We start from the raw sequence: 19196 nt of genomic DNA, 5'->3' as shown, positions 1-19196 counted from the left end.
TAACGTGAAGATCCCCCGCCGCGGCTCCCTCCGAGCCGCCCTCGTGACCTCCGTGGCCGTCTCGGCCCTCCTCCTCGCCGGCTGCTCCAGCGCGAACTCCGACGGCTCCGGCGACACCGCCGGCAGCGGGAGCACCACCGCCTCCGACGGCGCGTGGTCGTACAAGGACGCCACCGGCGCGACGATCAAGGTCGACCACACGCCGAAGCGGGTCGTCGTCCTCAACGACATCGCGATCTCGTTCATCGAGTACGGCCTCCGCCCGGTCGGCACCTTCGGTCAGCTGACGATGGCGAAGGACGCCCGCTTCACGGGCCTCGACACCGACGGCATCACGCAGCTCGGCACCGGCTACGGCGACGTCGACCTCGAGAAGCTCGCGGCCCTGAAGCCCGACCTCGTCGTCACGTCCGTCTACCCGACGGACGAGAAGGGCACGCTCGACACGACGCAGCCCGGCTACGGCTTCAAGGACAAGGAGCAGGAGAAGCAGATCGAGGCGATCGCTCCCGTCGCCCAGGTGAAGTGGGGCGGCAAGGGCGAGGACGTCATCGACCACATCGCCGACCTCGCCGAATCGCTCGGAGCGAAGGAGTCCACGGTCGAGAAGGCCGAGCACCGCTTCGACGCCGCCCGCGACCGGCTCGAGGAGGTCACGAAGGAGAACGAGCTCTCCGTCGTCTCGATGTACGCCGACGGCGACGGCGCGTACGTCACGCGGCCGAGCGACGAGCCGACCCTGCAGATGTACGAGTCCTTCGGCGTCGACCTGGTGAACCCGAAGCCGAAGGGCTTCTACTGGGGCATCTACTCGTGGGAGAACGCCGGCCAGATCAGCGGCGACGTGATCCTGCTGTCGCAGCAGGGCTACCAGGTCTCCGACCTCGAGAAGCAGCCGACGTTCGCCGACAACGCCGCACTCAGGGCGGGCCAGGTCCACAGCTGGACCTTCCCGGCGCTCGACTACGCGTCGCAGGCGGACTACATGAAGAAGCTCGCGGGCTGGCTCGAGGAGAGCAAGCAGCTCTCGTAGACGCGACCGTCTGACGGACTGGAGGCGCGGTGCCAGCTGGCACCGCGCCTCCAGTCCGTTCCGTGGTCCGGATCGACCGTCGTCCGGCCCGGACCCTGGGAGCGGGGGTACCAGGAGAACCGCGAGCACGCGCCGGAGCGCGGCGCTTCCTACCGTGGCCCCATGGACCTGCACCTCACCGACCGGGTGGCCGTCGTCACCGGAGCCAGCTCCGGCATCGGCCTCGCCGTCGCACGCGCCCTCGTCGCCGAGGGCGCGTGGGTCGTCACCGGCTCGCGCACCGTGTCGCCGGCACTGGCCGAACTGGCGGACTCCGGGCGCCTCACCCCGGTCACCGTCGACCTCGCGACCGCGGACGGCCCCGCCGAGCTCGTCGCACGCGCCGAGGACCTCGGCGGCGTCGACGTCCTCGTGAACAACGTCGGCGCCGTCACGCCCCGGCCGGACGGGTTCCTCACGGTGGACGACGACGCGTGGGACCGCACCCTCCAATTGGGCTTCTTCGCCGCCGTCCGCGCGATCCGTGCCGCCGTGCCGAGCATGCGACTCCGCGGCGGCGGGAACGTCGTGACCATCGGTTCGGTCAACGCGTTCCTCCCCGACCCGTTCGTCGTCGACTACTCCGCCACGAAGGCCGCCGTCTGGAACCTGTCGAAGGCGCTGTCCCAGGAGTTCGGCCCGGACGGGATCCGCTTCAACACCGTGAGCCCCGGTCCGGTGGCCACACCGCTCTGGCTCGGGGAACACGGGGTCGCCGCGACCATCGCCGCGACGACCGGTGTCGACGCCGAGACCGCGAGGCACCAGGCGGAGAGCGGGTTCAGCACCGGCCGCTTCACCGAGCCCGAGGAGGTCGCCGACCTCGTCCTCCTGCTCGCCAGCGACCGCGCCGGCAACGTCACCGGAGCCGACTTCCTCATCGACGGCGGCCTCGTCAAGACCCTCTGACCCCCGCTTCCCCACCTCCAGCCGACAGGAAACCCGACATGACCGGCAGCACCCCCGTCCTCTTCGTCCACGGCCTGTGGATCCACGCCTCCGCCTGGCAGCCCTGGGTGGAGTACTTCTCCGCCGCCGGGTACGACCCGAGCGCGCCGGGCTGGCCCGGTGACCTCGAGACCGTCGAGGCGACGCGCGCCGACCCGAGCGGCCTCGACGACGTCGGGATCGAGGCGATCTGTCGGCACTACGCCGGGATCATCGAGGCGTCGGGAACGCGGCCGATCGTGGTCGGGCACTCGTTCGGCGGCCTCATCGCCCAGGAACTCCTCGCCCACGGCTTCGCCACGGCTGCCGTCGCGATCGACCCCGCACCGATCAAGGGCGTGAAGATCCTGCCCTTCGCCCAGCTCCGCGCGGGCCTGCCGGTGCTCGGGAACCCCGCGAACCGGAAGCGGACCGTGGCGCTGACGGCCAAGCAGTTCCGGTACGCCTTCGGCAACGCGATCCCGGAGGACGAGTCCGACGCGCTCTTCGAGGCCTGGACGATCCCCGGACCGGGGCGCCCGCTCTTCGAGGACGCGACGGCGAACTTCGTGAAGGACTCACCGGCGACGATCGACACCCACGCGGCCGAGCGCGGTCCGCTGCTCCTCGTCTCCGGGACCGAGGACCACACCGTTCCCCGGTCGGTGACCGTCGCCGTGGCGAAGCTCTACGAGGGCGGCCCGTCGACCACCGACTACCGGGAGTTCGCCGGGCGCGGACACTCGCTGACGATCGACTCCGGGTGGCGGGACATCGCGGATGCGGCACTCGCGTGGCTGCAGGAGCAGGGACTTCACGCCGGAGCAGTCGGCACGGGCGCTACGGGTGCCGGAGCCGGCACGCGCGGCGCCGGCACCGGCGCTGCTGGACCGACGACGGACCCGAGCAGCGCGAGCGCCGCTTCCGACTGACTGCCGGGCTCCGCGTGGTAGACGACCACGACCGGGTGGTCGGAGCCGGCGACGCACAACCGTTCGAACCGCAACTCCAACGGGCCCACCGCCGGGTGCTCGAGCCGGTTGACCCCGCTCGAGGGAGCGTCGACGTCCTGCCGCGCCCAGAGCGCCGCGAACCGCGGACTCCGCTCGGACAGTGCGAGGACGAGTTCGGGCAGCCGCGGGTCGAGGGGCGGTGCCTCCGCCTGCACCCGGAGGTAGGAGACGAGCCGGACCGTCATCTCCTCCCAGTTCACGTAGAGGTCTCGGAGGGCGTCGTCCTCGAAGGCAGCCGTCATCAGGTTCACGCCCGGGCTGAACGCCGGGGAGAGCGCCCGTGCCAGGGCGTTCGACGCGACGACTCCGAGCACCCGGTCGTGGACGAACGCGGGGGCCGTCAGCGCCCGGACGAACACCCCGAGCCGCTCGGCTTCCGCTTCGGCCCGGTCGGTGGCACGGCCCCGGTCGCGAACCAGGCGGTGCAGGAACTCCTCGGACGACGGGCCGAGGAGGAGCGCCACGGCGAGACCCCGGACGACCTGGTCGGAGGGGTGGCGCTCGCGTCCCTGTTCGAGTCGGAGGTAGTACTCGGCGCTGATCCCGGCGAGGACGGCGACCTCCTCGCGGCGCAGCCCGACGACCCGCCGCCGGTTCCCGTCGACCCGCAGGCCCACGTCGGACGGGCGCACGGCACCGCGCCGAGCGCGGAGGTAGTCGCCGAGGGCGTTGTCCGCCATGACCGAAGCGTAGCCACTTCACGCACTGCGGCACAGGGCCGCCGCCCGCTCGCGCGGGCGGCGGCCACGTCAGCCGACCGGCAGGGCCGCGTTCACCGCCGTCTGCGCCTGCCGCCAGACCGCGGCGCGCGTGCCGGCGTAGGTCCCCTCGACGTTGTCGTAGTGCCGAAGGTTGTGCTTCCCACCGTCGGTGTTGCCCTGCCAGTACGCCGTCACCGCACGCGAGGTCCCGCCGACGAGCCAGATCTGGTCAGCGGCGTCGGTGGTGCCGGTCTTGCCGAACAGCGTCGCGCCGTCCGGGGTCTGCCCGCCGCTCGCCGTCCCACCGCGGAACGCGCCCTGCATGACCTCGAACGCGGTGGCCGCGACCGAGGGTGACACCGCCTGCCTGCACGTCTTCTCCTGCCCGCCGAGCTGCTTGCCGTCCGGACCCGTCACCTGGTCGATGACGACCGGCGCGCAGTACACGCCGCCGTTCGCGATGCCGGCGTACGCGGCCGCCATCGTCAGCGGCGCGATGCTCGTCGTGCCGAGGACGGCCGCCGGGTTCGCCGGCAGGTCACCGCCACGCGCGGGGTGGACGCCGAGGCTCTCGGCCACGTCGCGGATGTCGCAGAGGTCGAGCTGCGCAGCCATCGAGGCGTACGCAGCGTTCACCGACTGCGCCGTGGCGGCCCGGACCGTGTACGAGCCCTTCTGACCGGGCGAGTCGTTCTTCGGGTTCCAGTACGCGTTGATCGTCTGACCGCACTGCGTCCAGGTGCTCTGCGCGTGCTGGGTGCCGTTCACCACCTGGTCCGGACTCCGGCCGGACTGGAGCCAGGCCAGCAGCGTGAACATCTTGTAGGTCGAGCCGACCTGGAAACCGCCCGAGCCGCCGTACGCGTGGTCGGTCGAGTAGTTGAGCGAGGTCGCGGTCGCCGGGGCGTTCTCGGACCGGTCGTAGTCCTTGTTCTGCGCCATGGTGAGGACGCGGCCGGTGCCCGCCTCGACGGTGTCGAGCGTCGCCCCGAGGTCGAGCCGGGACTCGGTGTTCGGGTCGTACCGGTCGAGCAGCGCCTTCTGCTGCCCGTTGAGGTCGAGGTCGAGGGTCGTCTGGATCCGGTACCCACCGGTGCGCCACGCGTCGTCACGCCGGTCCTCGGTCGGGCCGAGCTGCGGGAGTCCCTTGGCGACCTCGACCGCGTAGTCGCAGAAGAACTCGGCACCCTCGGCGACCGCCTCGCACCCCTGCTGCGGTGCCGTGACGTGGACGTAGTCGGCCGGCTCCGACGCGAGTGCCCCGGCCAGCTCCGCGCTGCTGAGGTGCCCCTGCTCGTGCATCGACCGGAGGATGACGTCGCGGCGTGCGGCGTTGTCGTCGTAGTGCGACGGCGTCGACAGGTCGCGCTTCTCGGGCCACTGCACGATCGCGATGAGCGACGCGGCCTCGGCCGGGGTCAGGTCGGTGGCGTCCTTGCCGTAGTAGTGCTGCGCGGCGGACTGCACGCCGTACGTCTGGTCACCGAAGTAGGCGATGTTGAGGTAGGCGGTGAGGATCTCCTTCTTGGAGTACTCCTTCGCCAGCCCGATCGCGAGCTTCATCTCCTCGAGCTTCCGGCTCGCGGAGCGCTTCGTCGCCTCCCGGTACCCGGCGTCGCGCTCGGCTTGGGTCGGGAGTTCGCTCGCCCGCTGGATCTTGATGTTCCGGACCAGCTGCATCGTCAGGGTCGACCCACCGGAGCCACCCTCGCCGTTCGAGGCGATCACGCTGGCGAGGGAACGCACCATCGAGGTAGCGTCGACGCCGCCGGTCTCGTAGAACCGCTTGTCCTCGCCGTCGACCGCGGCGTGCTTCAGCTGGTCGCTGATCTGGTCGAAGGCGAGCTCCTGCCGATCCTGGTCCCACACGTTCGCCAGGAGCACGGGCTTGCCTCCCCGGTACGCCCAGACCTCGTTGCGCTGCGGGAGGTCGCCGATCTCGATGTGCTCCGGCATCGAGTCGAACACCCCGATGGCCGAGGTCGTCCCCACCCCCGCCACGGCGAGCACCGGCGTGACGCCGACCCCGACCAGCAACCCGGCGAGCACACTCCCGCCCACGAAGCCGATCGCGGCTCCCCCTGCACGTCTGAACGTCATCCCCTGGGCCTCCCGGTCGATGGATCTCCCGCAGCTGCGGTTCCCGGAGCGTCCCAGCCGACCTCGGACGGCAGCCGGGACTTCTCCGGAGAAGTCCGCCGTGTCCGCTGGGAAAGCCCCGAGGCGGACCGGATCGTTACCGAACGTCGACGGATACGCTCGACCGATGACGGACCACGGATGGCGCGAGGACGTCCTCGGAGCGCCGTTCGAGCGACTCGAACTCCCGCTCGGTGAGGACGCCGAGGGGCCGGTGGTCGCGACGCTCGTCCGGCGGAGACGGTCCCCGGCCGACCTGCTGCTGCACGCGCACGGCCCCCTGCACGGCGTCGACGTGCTGTACGTGCACGGCTGGTCCGACTACTTCTTCCAGGTCGAGCTCGCCGATCGGCTCGAACAGCTCGGCGCACGGTTCCACGCCCTCGACCTGCGGAAGTACGGCAGGAGCCTGCGGCCACGGCAGACCCCGGGCTTCGTCGACGACCTGACCACCTACGACGCGGACATCGCTGCCGCCCTCGACGTCATCGCCGCCGAGCACCGCCGCGGCGACACCGACCGCCGCCTCGTCCCGATGGGGCACTCGACCGGCGGACTCACCCTGTCGCTGTGGGCGGCCCGCCACCCCGAGCACGTCGCCGGGGTCGTCCTCAACAGTCCCTGGCTCGAGTTCCAGGCGAGCGCCGTGGGCCGTGCCCTCGTGGCGCCCGTCATCAAGCTCGGCGCCCGACGGAACCCGCTCGCGCCACTGCCAGCCGTCGACCCGGGCTTCTACACGCGCACGGTGTCCGCTGCCGACGAGGGCTCGTGGACGTACGACCAGCAGTGGCGGCCCGATCGCGGGTTCCCGCTCCACCCCGGCTGGCTCGCCGCGGTGTTCGACGGGCAGGCGACGGTCGAGGCGGGGCTCGGGATCGAGGTCCCGGTGCTCGTCATGCTCAGCGACAAGAGCATGCTGCAGCCGCGGTGGGACGACGGGATGGCCCGCGCCGACGTCGCGCTCAACGTCGACGTCGTCGCGCACCGAGCCCTCTCCCTCGGCAGCGAGGTCACGGTCCGACGGTTGCACGGCGCGCTGCACGACGTCGTCCTGTCCGCGCCCGAGGTGCGGGAGCACGCCTACGACGCGATCGCGCGCTGGGCGAAGACCCTCCGACACTGAGCGCGAGGGCTACCCTGGCCGCCATGACCGCATCGTTCAACCACACGATCATCGCGGCGAAGGAGCCCGCGGTGTCCGCGGCGTTCTTCGTCGACCTCCTGGAAGCAGCCGAGGCCCCGTCGTGGGGCCCGTTCACCAACCTGCAGCTCCCCGACGGCGTGCTCCTGCAGTTCGCCGCACCCCCGATGGACTTCCCGCCCCAGCACTACGCGTTCCTGCTCGACGACGACCACTTCGACCGCGCCTACGCCCGGATCACCGCCGAGGGTCGCGAGCACTGGGCCGATCCGCAGCGCCAGCGTCCGGGCGAGACGAACACCGAGCACGACGGCCGCGGTGTGTACCTGCTCGATCCCTCCGGCCACTACATCGAGCTCCTGACGAGGCCCTACCTGTGAGCGACGTCCGTCTGGTCCGGCTCGACCCGACCGGCGCGGACCGTGACGCGCTCGTCGCCTTCCTCAGCGGCGAGGAGTTCCCCTTCCACGTGCGGAGGACGATCAGCCCCGAGGACGCGGCCCGGACGATCGACGCCGGGGCGTTCCGCGACGACGAGCACGACACGTCGTGGCTCGAGCACGACGGCCTCGGGCCGATCGGGATCGTGCGGCTCGAGGACCTCGAGGATCCGGTTCCCCTGTTCGACCTGCGGATCGCCGGACGGTTCCGCGGGCGGGGCCTCGGGGTCCCCGCGCTCCGGGCGGTCACCGACCACGTGTTCACCTCGATGCCGACCGTCTCCCGGTTCGAGGGGCAGACGCGTGAGGACAACGCGGCGATGCGCCGGGTCTTCGTCCGCGCCGGCTGGGTGAAGGAGGCGCACTACCGTGCGGCCTGGCCCGTCGAGGGCGCGGCCCCCGTCGCGTCGGTCGCCTACGGCGTGCTCCGCCGCGACTGGGAGACCGGGCAGACGACCCCGGTCCCGTGGGACGACGAACCGAGCACCGGGCTCTCGGTCGGGCGTTGATGGATCGGGTGCAGGATCTCAGGGATCTGTGCACCGGATCCGTCACGACGAAGAGACCAGACGACCCCGCCCTCGAGCAACAGCCCGAGGGGCGGCGTCACGCTGCTCCGGGCCTCAGACGGGGACGGCGCGCCACACCAGGACGTACCGCCAGAACAGCCCGTGGCGCAGGCGTGCTCCCGGCAGGAAGCGGGCGGCAGCGTTCCGGATCTCCTCGAGGGTCGCCGTCGGCTCCACTGTCGGAGCGGTCATCTCCGCCGGGGCGAGCTCGCCCGGCCGCAGGTGCAGGAGCGTCCCGACGAGGGGGTTGAGCACCATCGAGGACAGTGACCAGCCGAAGTCCCGTCGTGTCTCCGCCGCCAGACCGATCACCACGAGCCGCCCGCCGGGTCGGACCAGGCGCCGGAGGCTGCGAAGCGCGGGTTCGAGCGGAAGGTGGTGCAGAACGGCCACGAGCGACACGAGGTCGAACTGCTCCTGGCCGATCGAGTCCAGAGACCCCTGGATGATCCGCACGGCCGGGATGTCGGCAGTCGTCCGTCGTGCGAGCGCCGCCGTCGGCGCGGACGGTTCGAGGCCGATGACCTCGTCGAACGATCGACCGAGGCGACGCGCGAGCAGCCCCGTCCCGCACCCGACATCGAGCGCACGCGACGGAGCACGGTCGTCGAGCAGTCCGTCGGCTCTGACCCCGGATCGTGCGAGCCGGCCGTGCGCGAGCACCACTGGTGTGTATGCCTTGTTGTGGGACCACGGGTGCCGGGCGTTCCACCGGTCCAGCGCAGCGAGCATCCACCCCATACGGTCGACGCTAGCCGGTCAGGGCGCCGTCGGTCGGCTGAACAGGTTCACGATGTTGCCGTCCGGGTCCCGGAACAGCGTCGACCGGTTGCCCCACGGCATCGTCGCGGGCGGCAGCACGACGTCGTCGAGCACGCCACGCAGCCGTTCGAACGCCGCGTCCACGTCCTCGACGAGGAACTCGACGAGCACGCTGCCGTTCGCCCGGGGCGTCGGAGCCGCGGTTCCGAGCATCGCGACGGTCGCCGGGGACGCCAGCGCGAGGACCGCGCCGCCGGTGTCGACCTCGGCGAAGACCGGTGCCGGACGTCGAGCGGTGGTACCGGTGACGCGCTCGTAGAACGCCACCATCCCGTCGAGGTCGTCGGTGATGATCCGGATGGATGCGAACTGCACGGTGTGCCCTCCTGATCGGCCACGGTGGCCGTCTCGCCCAGCATCAGCCCGCAGTGCGACAGCGTCCTGTCGGTGTTCGGCGGAGACGTGCGGAGCGGATCAGGACCACGCACCGAGGACGGGCCGGAGCACCCCGTGCGGGATGTCGAGCTCCTCGACGCGCACGATGCGCGCGGGAGCGACCTCGTCGGTCACCTCGACCTCGAGGACCCGGTCACCGCGGAACGCCCGGACGCCGTCGCGGAGCCGGCACCACGCGACGAGGTACCAGTCCTCACCCTTCCCGATGTACCCGAGCGGCTCGACCGTCCGTTCGGTGTCCGTGCCGCCGGCGTCGCGGTAGCGCATCCGCACCACGCGCCCGCTGGCCAGGGCCCCGGCGAGCGCCGTCGGTGCGGGGGCACGGTCGCCGGACTCGAGCAGGTGCACGCGACGGGCCAGCCGGTCGGTCCGACGGGCATCGTCCTCGGCGAGGACCGCGGTCACCTTGCGGGCGGCGCTGCGGGCGGCGTCGCGGAACGGGCTCCCGGCGAGGCTCCCGAGGCCGATCGCGACGGCGAGCGCCTCCTCCACGGTGAGTCCGAGGGGCGGCAGGGTGGCGCTCGCGTCGATCGTGTACCCGCCGCCGCGACCGGGCTCCGCCCAGATCGGGACCCCGGCTCCCTGCAGGGCACGGAGGTCGCGTTCGACGGTGCGGACGCTGACCGCGAAGCGGTCGGCGAGCCGTCGGGCGCTCCGCAGGGCGGGAGCGACGGCGCGGAGCTCCTCGACGAGCGCGTAGAGACGGTCGGTCCGGTTCACGACGCGACCATAGCGCCCTGGGGGCGAGCCACGGACGGCCTGGAGGCACGGTGCCAGCCCGCCCCGCGCCTCCAGGCCGCCACCAGGTCGCGGGGGACGAACCTGAAGATGCACTCCTAGTGATTGCACCGAGTGCATCGATGCACTTAGTGTGCTCGTCGTGACCCTGTCGATCGACCGCCGTGCTGCCCTCAAGGCGAAGCACCGCGCCGCGATCCTGCAGGCTGCACGCGACCTGGTCGAGGAACGCGGCGGGCGTGACTTCAGCGTCGACGACCTCGCGGCGCGGGCGGACATCGCCCGCCGAACGGTCTTCAACCACTTCGGCTCGCTCGACGAGGTCCTGCTGGCGGTCTGCGAGCAGGAGCTCTCCGTCATCATCGACCGCTTCCTGGCCGACATGGCGAACACCCCGGTCGGCGACGGCAGCCGTGCCTCGATGTTCGACGAGCTCGAGTCCGCCGCCCGCGGGGCGGACCTGGCGCTGGCGATCGCGAGCATGTACCGGATCCTCGGCGACCCCGGCAAGGACGACCCCAAGGCCGCGGTCCTCACCCAGACGGCGTTCTCGCGCGTCTCCGAACGCCTGCGAGCCGAGGTCGCCCGCCGCCACCCCGCCGCCGACGCCCTCGACGCCGCACTCCTCGTCGAGTCCCTGATGAGCGGCATCGTCGTGATCGCACACCACTGGCTGGCGACGACCGGTCCGCGGCTCGACCAGGCGGCACTCGACGACTGGGACGCCCTGCTCGCACGACTCGTGCACAGCGTCCGCAGCGGCTACCTGCCGACCGACTGACCACTCCTCCCAGGGGTCCACCGGCGTACCCCGCACCTCCACAGCACCTGACACGAAAGGAACGGGGCAACCGCATGGCCGGTCTCCTCTACCGTCTCGGACGGTTCTCCGCACGACGCCACTGGCTCGTGATCATCGCCTGGGTGGTGATCCTCGGCATCGCGGGCGTCACCTACAGCCTGTTCGCGGGCTCGATCTCGTCGTCGATCACGATCCCGAACACCAAGACCAGTCAGGTGCAGGACGAGCTCGCCGACAAGTTCCCGTCCGCGAACGGCGGCACCGGCACGATCGTGTTCGAGACGAAGGACGGCGACGCGTTCTCGAGCACGCAGAAGTCCGACATCGCCGACTTCCTGACGAAGATCGAGAAGCTCGACGGCGTCAAGGGCGCGACGAGCGGCTTCGACACCCAGAAGCAGCTCGACGAGGGCCGGCAGAAGATCGCGGACGGCAAGTCGAAGATCGCCGACCAGGAGCAGCAGCTGACCGACGGTCAGGCGCAGATCGACTCCGGCAAGGAGCAGATCGCCGCGGCCCAGAAGCAGATCGACGCGCAGAAGCAGCAGGTCGCCGCGCTGACCGGACCGGCCCAGAGCGCCGCCCAGCAGCAGGTCGACGCCGCGCAGCAGCAACTCGACGCGCAGCAGCAGACCCTCGACGCGTCGCAGCAGAAGATCGACTCCGGCAAGGAGCAGATCGCCGACGCGAAGCAGGAGCTCGACCAGAACGCCCGACTCCTCGACCTGTCGAAGGACATCCGCTTCGTCTCGTCGAACGGCAGCGCCGTCATCGGCACGGTGCAGTTCACGAAGTCGACGTTCGAGGTGCCGGCGGACACGAAGACCACGATCGCGGACGACGCGGAGTCGGCCGACATCAGCGGCGTCAACGTGTACGTGTCGAACGACATCGCGCAGGGCGTCCCGTCGATCCTCGGCCCGGGTGAGATCGGCGGCGTCATCATCGCCGCGCTCGTCCTCTTCCTGATGCTCCGCACGGTCATCGGCGCCGCGGTCCCGCTCGTCTCCGCCGTGCTCGGCGTCGGCGTGGCCTCGCTCGCGGCCCTGTCGTTCTCCAGCCTCGTCGAGTTCATCTCGGTCACGCCGGTGCTGGGGGTGATGCTGGGCCTGGCGGTCGGCATCGACTACTCGCTGTTCATCCTGAACCGGCACCGGAACCAGCTGAAGCAGGGCATGGCCGTGCACGAGTCGATCGGGCTCGCGAACGGCACCTCCGGCAACGCCGTGGTGTTCGCCGGCGCGACGGTCATCGTCGCCCTGCTCGCGCTGAACATCACCGGCATCCCGTTCCTCGGGCTGATGGGCACGGTCGGCGCCGTCGCGGTGTTCTTCGCGATCCTCATCGCCACGTCCTTCACTCCGGCGCTGCTCTCCCTCATCGGCATGCGGATCCTCCGGAAGAAGGAGCGCTCCCGGATCGGCAACACCGACTCGACGCGGGTGCCGAACAAGCCGATGTCGACCTGGCGCGCGATCATCACGCTCGTCGCCGGGATCGCGGTGCTCGGGACGATCGCCCTCCCCGCCACGCAGATGCGGCTCGGCCTGCCCTCCGGCTCGTCCGAAGCGGTCGACTCCAGCCAGTACAAGGCGTACAAGACGCTCGACAAGGAGTTCGGCGCCGGCCAGAACGGTCCGCTCCTCGTCGTCGCGACGCTGCCGGAGTCGGTCAGCAAGGACGACGTCACGGCGACCGAGGTCACCATCGGCGAGGCCATGGCGAAGAACGACGACGTCAAGGCCGTCCTGCCGATCGGCGCCTCGAAGGACCGCGACATCATCGCGTTCCAGGTGAAGCCGGCCGGCGGCCCGGACAGCGTCTCCACGGAGACCCTCGTGAAGGACCTCCGCGCGCAGGACGTGAAGGTCGACGGCGGCACCGCCACGCTCGGCGTCGCGGGCAACGCCTCCGCGAACATCGACGTGTCCGAGAAGCTCGCGAACGTGCTGCCGCTCTACCTCGTGGTGGTCGTCGGCCTGTCGCTCATCATCCTCATCATCGTGTTCCGGTCGTTCCTCGTGCCGATCACCGCGACGGCGGGCTTCATCCTGTCGGTCCTCGCGTCGTTCGGTGGCCTGACCGCGATCTACCAGTGGGGCTGGCTCGGCAGCGTGTTCGGCGTGCACGACCCCGCACCGATCCTGAGCTTCCTGCCGATCATCGAGATCGGCATCCTGTTCGGGCTCGCGATGGACTACCAGCTGTTCCTGGTGTCCGGCATGCGTGAGGCCTACGCCCACGGCGCTTCGGCGAAGGTCGCGGTCCAGCGCGGTCTGCACGCCGGACGCGCGGTGGTCACGGCGGCGGCGATCATCATGATCTCGGTGTTCGCGGGCTTCATCTTCTCGGACTCGTCGACGATCAAGCCGATCGGCTTCGGGCTCGCGTTCGGTGTCCTCATCGACGCGTTCGTGGTCCGCATGCTGCTCATCCCCGCGGCGATGCACCTGCTCGGCCAGAGCGCGTGGTGGTTCCCGAAGTGGCTCGACCGGATCGTGCCGGACGTCGACGTCGAGGGCGCCAAGCTCGAGCGGTCGCACCCGGCGGGTGGCGGGCACGCGTCCGAGGGCGAGCACCACGGGTCGCACGCGGCTCCGGCGGAGCCGGACGCCAACCCGCACGAGGGGCACGTGCCGACGCACCGCGCGTAGTCCACGACGCACCCGGCCTGGAGGCGCGGGTCGACCCACCGGGGTCGGCCCGCGCCTCCAGGCGGTTGCGGCCAGTGCGCCTGCCGCGGCCCGGTGCGCACCCGCGCCCCCGCTGCCCGCGCTGCCGACTCGCCCGCGGAGCGCCGATACGCGTGCATGTTGCGACATCCCACCCGTCGATCCCCGCGTGCTTCGTCGGAACATGCACACGCAGAGGATGCGGACGCAAGGTTCGACAACCCGCGAGTCGATCGCCTCGTGCATCGTCGAATGCTGCGTGTACATGTTTCGCCGAGCGGACCGCCCGGCCCTCCGGCCGCCCGGCACCCGCACCCCACACCCCGCACCCCGCACCCGACACCCACAACACTTCGTGCGCGAACGGTATGGTGGACGGATGACCGAGACCGACGTGGACCCGCTCGCCCTCGACCGGCAGCTCTGCTTCGCACTCGCGGCGACGAGCCGCAGCGTCATCGGGCTCTACCGTGACCTGCTCGAGCCGATGGGCCTGACGCACCCGCAGTACCTCGTGATGCTCGCCCTCTGGGAGCACGACCCCCGCTCCGTGCGCGAGATCGCCCGCGAACTGCGGCTCGACTCGGCGACACTGAGTCCGTTGCTCAAGCGCCTCGAGGCCTCCGGCTACCTCCGCCGGACCCGCAGCACGACGGACGAACGACAGCTCCAGGTGTCCCTCACCACCGCGGGACGTGCCCTCCGGGAGCGCGCCCGCGCCGTACCCCTCGCCGTCGCCGACCGACTCGGGTGGCCGCTCGCACGACTCGAAGCCCTGAAGGACGAGCTCACCGAGCTGCTGGAACGCGTCGACACCGTGTGAATCCCTTTCGTTCGTGGCACAATGGTTATTGCACGAACGAAAGGACGGACCATGGGTCGCTTCGGACAGTGGTACGAACGGTGGAACAGCACGCTCATCGCGAAGATGGGTCCCTCGCAGATCGGTGCCGGTCACCCGGAGGGCATCGACGACCGCACCGTCGACCGCGGCTGCCCCCTCTGCGGCAAGCCGCTGTCACTGCACCAGGTGATCCGCCCCGAGGGCCAGGTCCGCTCCTCCACGCTGGTCTGCCCACGCGACTGAGCACACCTGGCAATCCGCTCCACCTCGGAATTGCAGCGCGCAACACGTCGTTGCCGCCTGCGTGAAGCTCTTCGAACCCGCCGTCCTCGGCGCCCTCCCCCTGTCGAACCGCATCGTGATGGCCCCGCTCACGCGCACCCGCGCCGGTGAGCTCGGCATCCCGAACGACCTGCTCGTCGAGCACTACCGGCAGCGTGCCGGCCTCGGCCTCATCGTGACCGAGGGCACGTGGCCCGTCCAGGAGGGCCGCTCGTACCCCGGGCAGCCCGGCATCGAGACCGACGAGCAGATCGCCGGCTGGCGCCGCGTCGCCGACGCCGTGCACGCTGCCGGCGGACGCATCGTCATGCAGCTCATGCACGGCGGCCGTGTCTCGCACCCGGACATCGCGCAGACCCCGCGCATCGTCGCCCCGTCCGCCATCGCCGCACCCGGGCAGACCCACCTCGCGGACGGCTCCAAGGCCGACATGCCCGTCCCGCACGAGCTGACCACCGCCGAGGTCCACGAGGCGGTCCAGGGGTTCGTGCAGGCCGCCCGCAACGCCGTCGCCGCGGGGCTCGACGGCGTCGAGGTGCACGGCGCGAACGGGTACCTCGTGCACGAGTTCCTGGCGCCGGGGTCGAACACCCGCACGGATCAGTACGGCGGGTCCCCGGAGAACCGCGCCCGCTTCGGCATCGAGGTGACCACAGCCGTCGCCGAGGCGATCGGAGCCGACCGCACCGGCATCCGCCTCTCCCCCGAGCACGGCGTCCAGGGCGTCATCGAGGACGACGCCGAAGACGTGCGCGCCACCTACACGGCACTCGCCGAGGGACTCGCACCGATCGGCCTCGCCTTCGTCGACATCCTGCACGCCGACCCGACGGGCGACCTCGTGCAGCACATCCGTCGCACGATCGGCGCCCCGTTCATCGCGAACTCCGGCTTCAGCGCGCTGACCACCCGCGAGGAGGCGCTCGCACTCGTCGAGGACGGCCACGCGGACGCCGTCGGCGTGGGCCGGGCTGCCATCGCGAACCCGGACCTCGCGCACCGCTGGGAGCACGACACCGAGCTCAACGAGCCGCGTCCGGAGCTGTTCTACGGCCAGAGCGCCGAGGGCTACACCGACTACCCGACGCTGGCCGAGTCGCGGGCGACCGTCGCGTAGTCGACGGGACCACGACGAATCCGGGAGGCGCGGTGCCAGCTGGCACCGCGCCTCCCGTCCGTCGTTCCGCAGCCGCCGCGACCACCCGCACCGCGCTGAGACTTCCCCGAGCAATGTGCTGGCCCGTTCTCCGAGATCTCGTAGACTCCCGCCAGTGAGCACAGCGACAGGTGGGAGTCCGGGGCCCGCGCACCGCGCGCGGGACACCACTCGTTGGGACATCCAGGGGCTCCGTGCGTTCGCGGTCCTCGCCGTGGTGGTCTACCACCTCTGGCCGGCCCGCCTCCACGGCGGGTTCGTCGGCGTCGACGTGTTCTTCGTCATCTCCGGCTACCTCATCACCGGGCACCTGCTCCGCGAACAGATCGCCACCGGCCGCATCCGACTCGGCCAGTTCTGGTCCCGTCGTGCCAAGCGTCTCCTACCCGGGGCGTTCCTGACGATCATCGCCACCGGCATCGCCGTCCTGACTGTCGTCCCGAGCGCGCTGTGGGAGCAGTACGGCCGCGAGCTCATCGCCTCGACCGTCTACGCGCAGAACTGGGAACTCGCGGCGAGTTCGGTCGACTACCTCGACGCCGACAACGCTGCCTCGCCGTTCCAGCACTTCTGGTCGTTGTCGGTCGAGGAGCAGTTCTACATCGCGCTGCCGCTCCTGCTCCTCCTCCTGACCCTCGCCGTCCGCAACCGGGTCTCCCCGCTGACCACCGCCCGCATCCTGCTCGGCACGGTCGTCGCCCTGTCGCTCGTCTGGTGTGTCGTGCAGACGAACACGAACCCCGGCGTCGCGTACTTCTCGACGGCGACCCGCGCATGGGAGTTCGCCCTCGGCGGCCTCGCCGCGACCGTCCGGCTCCCCGTCGCCCGAACCACGGTCGCCCTCGCGGTGCGGGGCACCGGTGCGGCGGTCGGCGCGGTCGCGCTCATCGCCTCGCTCGTCGTGATCACCCCGGCGACGCCCTTCCCGGGCATCGCCGCTGCCCTCCCCGTCGTCGGCGCGACGCTGATGGTGCTGTTCGGCTCGCGGACCGTCTTCGAGAGCCTCGGCGCGATCCCGCCGATCGCCTTCGTCGGTCGCATCTCGTACTCGCTCTACCTCTGGCACTGGCCGCTCGTCGTGATCGTGCCGATGGTCCTCGGGCACCCGCTCGGCTGGAAGAGCAAGCTCGCGGTGCTCGTGGCATCACTCGCGCTCGCCGCCGTCACCACGAAGTGGTTCGAGGAACCGCTCCGGTTCTCCGGCGTCGTCCGGCGGCTCCGCCCCGGCCGCGTCGCCGTCGTCGGCGTCGTCTGCACCCTCGCCGTGGTCGCCCTCGGCGCCTCGACGCTCGTCTCCGTGCACGTGCAGCAGGTCCAGGCCGCCACGTACGCGAAGGAGCTCACCGCCGGACACGTCCCGTGCTTCGGCGCCGCCGCCGAGATCAGCGCGCCGAAGCCCTGCGTCGACCCGCGGCTCGCCGACGTCCTCGTCCCGGCACCCGCCGCGGCGAAGGAGGACGACCCGAACCCGAAGCCCGACGAGACCGACCCGAACTTCAAGAAGTGCTGGACCGGCCGGTTCGACCCGTGTGTGCTCGGCAAGGCGACCGGGTTCTCGAAGCACCTGCTCGTCATCGGGGACTCGCACAGCAACTCCCTCCTCGGCGCGTACGAGAAGATCGCGACGGACAACGGCTGGCGGATCGACCTCGCCGGCATCGGCGGCTGCTACCTCACCACTGCGAAGCAGGACTCCCTGAGCGACTCAACGCTCCGCAGCTGCACCAAGTGGAAGCAGCAGGCGATCCGCTACGTGCGGCAGCACCGCGACGCCGACGCCCTCGTCGTCGTGCACTCCACCACCCAGATGCCCGTCTCCGCCCCCGAGGGTGCCCAGCGGGACGCCGCGACGCTCGCCGGGCTGAAGGACGCGTGGGAGCAGGCCGCCGGCGACCAGCTGCCGGTCATCGCGATCCGCGACAACCCGGTTCCCCGCCGCGACGTCATCACCTGCGTGAGCGCGATGGCCCACCCGACCGACGGCACCTGCGACCAGCCGCGGTCCGAGGCGCTCGGGCAGACCGACTCGTCCGCCGAGGCGGTCAAGGCCTTCAGAGCGGACGGCGGCACGGCGGGGCTCATCGACCTGTCGAAGTACTACTGCACGGACACGACGTGCCCCGCGGTGATCGGCGGCGTGCTCGTCTACCGGGACACCAGCCACATCACCGGCACGTGGGCGATGTCGCTCGAGCCGTACCTGGAGCGGGACATGAAGGCGCAGCTGGCGTCGTTCGCGCGCTGACCCGACGGCTGTGTCGCGACGGGCACTGCGGTACGGCGCGCTCTGCGCGCTCTGCGCGCTCTGCGCGCTCTGCGCTCTGCGCGCTCGCGCCGGGTCAGGGCCGAGGACGCGACCGGTCGACGGCCTGGAGGCGCGTGGCGGCGTCGCCACGTGCCTCCAGGCCGTCGGCGTGCAGGAACGACGAAAGCCCCGTCGCGATGCGACGGGGCTTTCGACTGTTCGGTGTCGTACCGACTGGCGGTACTGGTGCGCTCGAAGGGACTCGAACCCCCAACCTTCTGATCCGTAGTCAGATGCTCTATCCATTGAGCTACGAGCGCAGGTTGCCTTGCGGCCGTGGAAGACTCTACAACAGGTGCAGCCCCGGCGCCAATCGAGGGGTCTCCGCGCGGCCGCTCGGCGTGTCGCGGGTCAGTGCGCGCTTCGGCGCGCGCTTCGGTGCGCGCTTCAGTGCGCGGCGAGTTCCTCGTCGAAGACCTCGGCGAGGAACACCTCGAGCGCCTGCCACGACCGACGGTCAGCACGCTCCTGGTACTGCGCACCGTGGTCCGGGGAGTCGGTGCCCGGGACGGCGAAGGCGTGCATGGCTCCGGCGTAGGTCACGACCTGCCAGTCGACCTCCGGCGCGGCGCGCATCTCGTCCTGCCACTCGGCGACCTTCGCGTCCGGCACGACCGGGTCGGCGGCGCCGGTCAGGACGAGGAGCTTCGCGCGGATCGCGGACGCGTCGGAAGGGTCGTGCGTGATGAGGCCGCCGTGGAAGGAGACGGCACCGACGAGGTCGGCTCCGGTGCGGGCGAGCTCGAGGGCCGTCGAGCCGCCGAAGCAGTAGCCCATCACGACGATGCGGGAGGGGTCCACGTCGGGGTCCTCTCGCAGCCGGTCGAGGCCGGCGGTGGCGCGGGCGCGGAGGAGCGGGAGGTCCTGGTAGAACGACCCGGCGACCTGGCCGGCGGTGTCGTCGCCGGGCCGCACGCCGGCGCCGTAGACGTCGGCACCGAACGCGACGTACCCGAGGCGGGCGAGCATCGTCACCCTCGCCTCGACGTGCTCGTTCACCCCGTGCCAGTCGTGCACGACGAGCACGGCGGGGCGGCGGCCGGCGATCGCGGCGTCCTTGGCGAGGACCCCGTCGAGCGCGGTGCCCTCGTGGTCGTAGCGGACGGACTCGACACGGATGTCGGCTCCGGCGGGTTCGGGAACGGTGTTGAGGACGTCGTCGATCGTGGTCACGTCA

The 19196-nt window shown here is 71.2% G+C and carries 18 protein-coding genes and 1 tRNA gene; 12 read left to right on the top strand and 7 right to left on the bottom strand.

The features are described 5' to 3' along the window. The first annotated feature begins 4 nt into the window (after positions 1–4). The 3 genes from BLT36_RS10790 to BLT36_RS10780 all read left to right on the top strand — a co-directional run bounded on the left by BLT36_RS10790 (position 5) and on the right by BLT36_RS10780 (position 2931). On the top strand, positions 5–1033 hold the full coding sequence (locus BLT36_RS10790; RefSeq protein ID WP_092095069.1) for an ABC transporter substrate-binding protein: 1029 nt from the start codon (positions 5–7) through the stop codon (positions 1031–1033). Between the two features lie 162 nt (positions 1034–1195). Further along, positions 1196–1981 carry an SDR family NAD(P)-dependent oxidoreductase gene (locus BLT36_RS10785; RefSeq protein WP_092095067.1) on the top strand — a complete coding sequence of 262 codons (786 nt, stop codon included), beginning with the start codon at positions 1196–1198 and terminating at the stop codon, positions 1979–1981. 38 nt (positions 1982–2019) lie between these two features. Beyond that, positions 2020–2931 (top strand): alpha/beta hydrolase, encoded by a 912-nt coding sequence (locus tag BLT36_RS10780; protein WP_175529606.1) that lies wholly within the window; start codon positions 2020–2022, stop codon positions 2929–2931. Here BLT36_RS10780 and BLT36_RS10775 read toward each other — a convergent pair. Next, positions 2814–3692 carry a helix-turn-helix domain-containing protein gene (locus tag BLT36_RS10775; protein WP_092095065.1) on the bottom strand — a complete coding sequence of 293 codons (879 nt, stop codon included), beginning with the start codon at positions 3690–3692 and terminating at the stop codon, positions 2814–2816. The genes BLT36_RS10780 and BLT36_RS10775 overlap by 118 nt on opposite strands. Positions 3693–3761: 69 nt before the next feature. Then, positions 3762–5813, bottom strand: coding sequence for a transglycosylase domain-containing protein (locus BLT36_RS10770; RefSeq protein WP_254787566.1), 2052 nt, complete (start codon positions 5811–5813; stop codon positions 3762–3764). Positions 5814–5979: 166 nt separating this feature from the next. Here BLT36_RS10770 and BLT36_RS10765 point away from each other — a divergent pair, with 166 nt between their 5' ends. Genes BLT36_RS10765 through BLT36_RS10755 form a run of 3 tightly spaced genes read left to right on the top strand, consistent with a single transcriptional unit; the run spans position 5980 to position 7942 of the window. Further along, complete coding sequence (locus tag BLT36_RS10765) at positions 5980–6975, top strand: alpha/beta hydrolase (RefSeq protein ID WP_092095063.1); 996 nt, start codon at positions 5980–5982, stop codon at positions 6973–6975. Between the two features lie 23 nt (positions 6976–6998). Further along, positions 6999–7373, top strand: a complete 375-nt coding sequence (locus BLT36_RS10760) for a VOC family protein (RefSeq protein WP_092095061.1) — start codon at positions 6999–7001, stop codon at positions 7371–7373. Continuing rightward, entirely contained in the window at positions 7370–7942 is a 573-nt protein-coding gene (locus BLT36_RS10755; protein WP_092095059.1) for a GNAT family N-acetyltransferase, read from the top strand. The genes BLT36_RS10760 and BLT36_RS10755 overlap by 4 nt, the downstream gene beginning before the upstream one ends. Positions 7943–8056: 114 nt before the next feature. Here the strand turns inward: BLT36_RS10755 and BLT36_RS10750 are convergent, their stop codons facing one another. The 3 genes from BLT36_RS10750 to BLT36_RS10740 all read right to left on the bottom strand — a co-directional run bounded on the left by BLT36_RS10750 (position 8057) and on the right by BLT36_RS10740 (position 9940). Further along, positions 8057–8743 (bottom strand): class I SAM-dependent methyltransferase, encoded by a 687-nt coding sequence (locus BLT36_RS10750; protein ID WP_217638291.1) that lies wholly within the window; start codon positions 8741–8743, stop codon positions 8057–8059. An 18-nt stretch (positions 8744–8761) separates the two neighbouring features. After that, positions 8762–9139, bottom strand: coding sequence for a VOC family protein (locus tag BLT36_RS10745; RefSeq protein WP_092095057.1), 378 nt, complete (start codon positions 9137–9139; stop codon positions 8762–8764). A gap of 99 nt (positions 9140–9238) precedes the next feature. Next, positions 9239–9940, bottom strand: a complete 702-nt coding sequence (locus BLT36_RS10740; protein ID WP_092095055.1) for a helix-turn-helix transcriptional regulator — start codon at positions 9938–9940, stop codon at positions 9239–9241. 160 nt (positions 9941–10100) lie between these two features. Here BLT36_RS10740 and BLT36_RS10735 point away from each other — a divergent pair, with 160 nt between their 5' ends. From BLT36_RS10735 to BLT36_RS10710, 6 genes are all read left to right on the top strand, one after another. Next, the gene (locus BLT36_RS10735; RefSeq protein WP_175529605.1) at positions 10101–10739 is read left to right on the top strand and encodes a TetR/AcrR family transcriptional regulator; all 639 of its coding nucleotides are present in this window, start codon (positions 10101–10103) and stop codon (positions 10737–10739) included. A 74-nt stretch (positions 10740–10813) separates the two neighbouring features. Beyond that, entirely contained in the window at positions 10814–13414 is a 2601-nt protein-coding gene (locus tag BLT36_RS10730) for an MMPL family transporter (protein WP_092095051.1), read from the top strand. A gap of 397 nt (positions 13415–13811) precedes the next feature. Then, the gene (locus BLT36_RS10725) at positions 13812–14255 is read left to right on the top strand and encodes a MarR family winged helix-turn-helix transcriptional regulator (protein ID WP_092095049.1); all 444 of its coding nucleotides are present in this window, start codon (positions 13812–13814) and stop codon (positions 14253–14255) included. A 51-nt stretch (positions 14256–14306) separates the two neighbouring features. Next, positions 14307–14519, top strand: a complete 213-nt coding sequence (locus tag BLT36_RS10720) for a hypothetical protein (RefSeq protein ID WP_092095048.1) — start codon at positions 14307–14309, stop codon at positions 14517–14519. Between the two features lie 61 nt (positions 14520–14580). Further along, the gene (locus BLT36_RS10715; RefSeq protein WP_092095046.1) at positions 14581–15675 is read left to right on the top strand and encodes an alkene reductase; all 1095 of its coding nucleotides are present in this window, start codon (positions 14581–14583) and stop codon (positions 15673–15675) included. A 154-nt stretch (positions 15676–15829) separates the two neighbouring features. Then, positions 15830–17959, top strand: a complete 2130-nt coding sequence (locus tag BLT36_RS10710; RefSeq protein WP_175529604.1) for an acyltransferase family protein — start codon at positions 15830–15832, stop codon at positions 17957–17959. A 244-nt stretch (positions 17960–18203) separates the two neighbouring features. Here the strand turns inward: BLT36_RS10710 and BLT36_RS10705 are convergent. Further along, positions 18204–18279: transfer RNA gene (locus tag BLT36_RS10705), tRNA-Arg, on the bottom strand. A 127-nt stretch (positions 18280–18406) separates the two neighbouring features. Then, the gene (locus tag BLT36_RS10700) at positions 18407–19192 is read right to left on the bottom strand and encodes a dienelactone hydrolase family protein (RefSeq protein WP_092095042.1); all 786 of its coding nucleotides are present in this window, start codon (positions 19190–19192) and stop codon (positions 18407–18409) included. Positions 19193–19196: the final 4 nt, after the last annotated feature.

Source organism: Curtobacterium sp. UNCCL20, assembly GCF_900101675.1.
Classification (GTDB): Bacteria; Actinomycetota; Actinomycetes; order Actinomycetales; family Microbacteriaceae; genus Curtobacterium.
The sequence above is the reverse complement of the archived record's forward strand: the minus strand, read 5'-3'. Positions and strand labels throughout refer to the sequence as shown.

Coding starts and splice junctions, on each gene's coding strand:
- BLT36_RS10775 (WP_092095065.1), bottom strand. CDS start 3,692: ATGGCGGACAACGCCCTCGGCGACTACCTCCGCGCTCGGCGCGGTGCC.
- BLT36_RS10785 (WP_092095067.1), top strand. CDS start 1,196: ATGGACCTGCACCTCACCGACCGGGTGGCCGTCGTCACCGGAGCCAGC.
- BLT36_RS10720 (WP_092095048.1), top strand. CDS start 14,307: ATGGGTCGCTTCGGACAGTGGTACGAACGGTGGAACAGCACGCTCATC.
- BLT36_RS10770 (WP_254787566.1), bottom strand. CDS start 5,813: ATGACGTTCAGACGTGCAGGGGGAGCCGCGATCGGCTTCGTGGGCGGG.
- BLT36_RS10725 (WP_092095049.1), top strand. CDS start 13,812: ATGACCGAGACCGACGTGGACCCGCTCGCCCTCGACCGGCAGCTCTGC.
- BLT36_RS10780 (WP_175529606.1), top strand. CDS start 2,020: ATGACCGGCAGCACCCCCGTCCTCTTCGTCCACGGCCTGTGGATCCAC.
- BLT36_RS10765 (WP_092095063.1), top strand. CDS start 5,980: ATGACGGACCACGGATGGCGCGAGGACGTCCTCGGAGCGCCGTTCGAG.
- BLT36_RS10760 (WP_092095061.1), top strand. CDS start 6,999: ATGACCGCATCGTTCAACCACACGATCATCGCGGCGAAGGAGCCCGCG.
- BLT36_RS10750 (WP_217638291.1), bottom strand. CDS start 8,743: ATGGGGTGGATGCTCGCTGCGCTGGACCGGTGGAACGCCCGGCACCCG.
- BLT36_RS10730 (WP_092095051.1), top strand. CDS start 10,814: ATGGCCGGTCTCCTCTACCGTCTCGGACGGTTCTCCGCACGACGCCAC.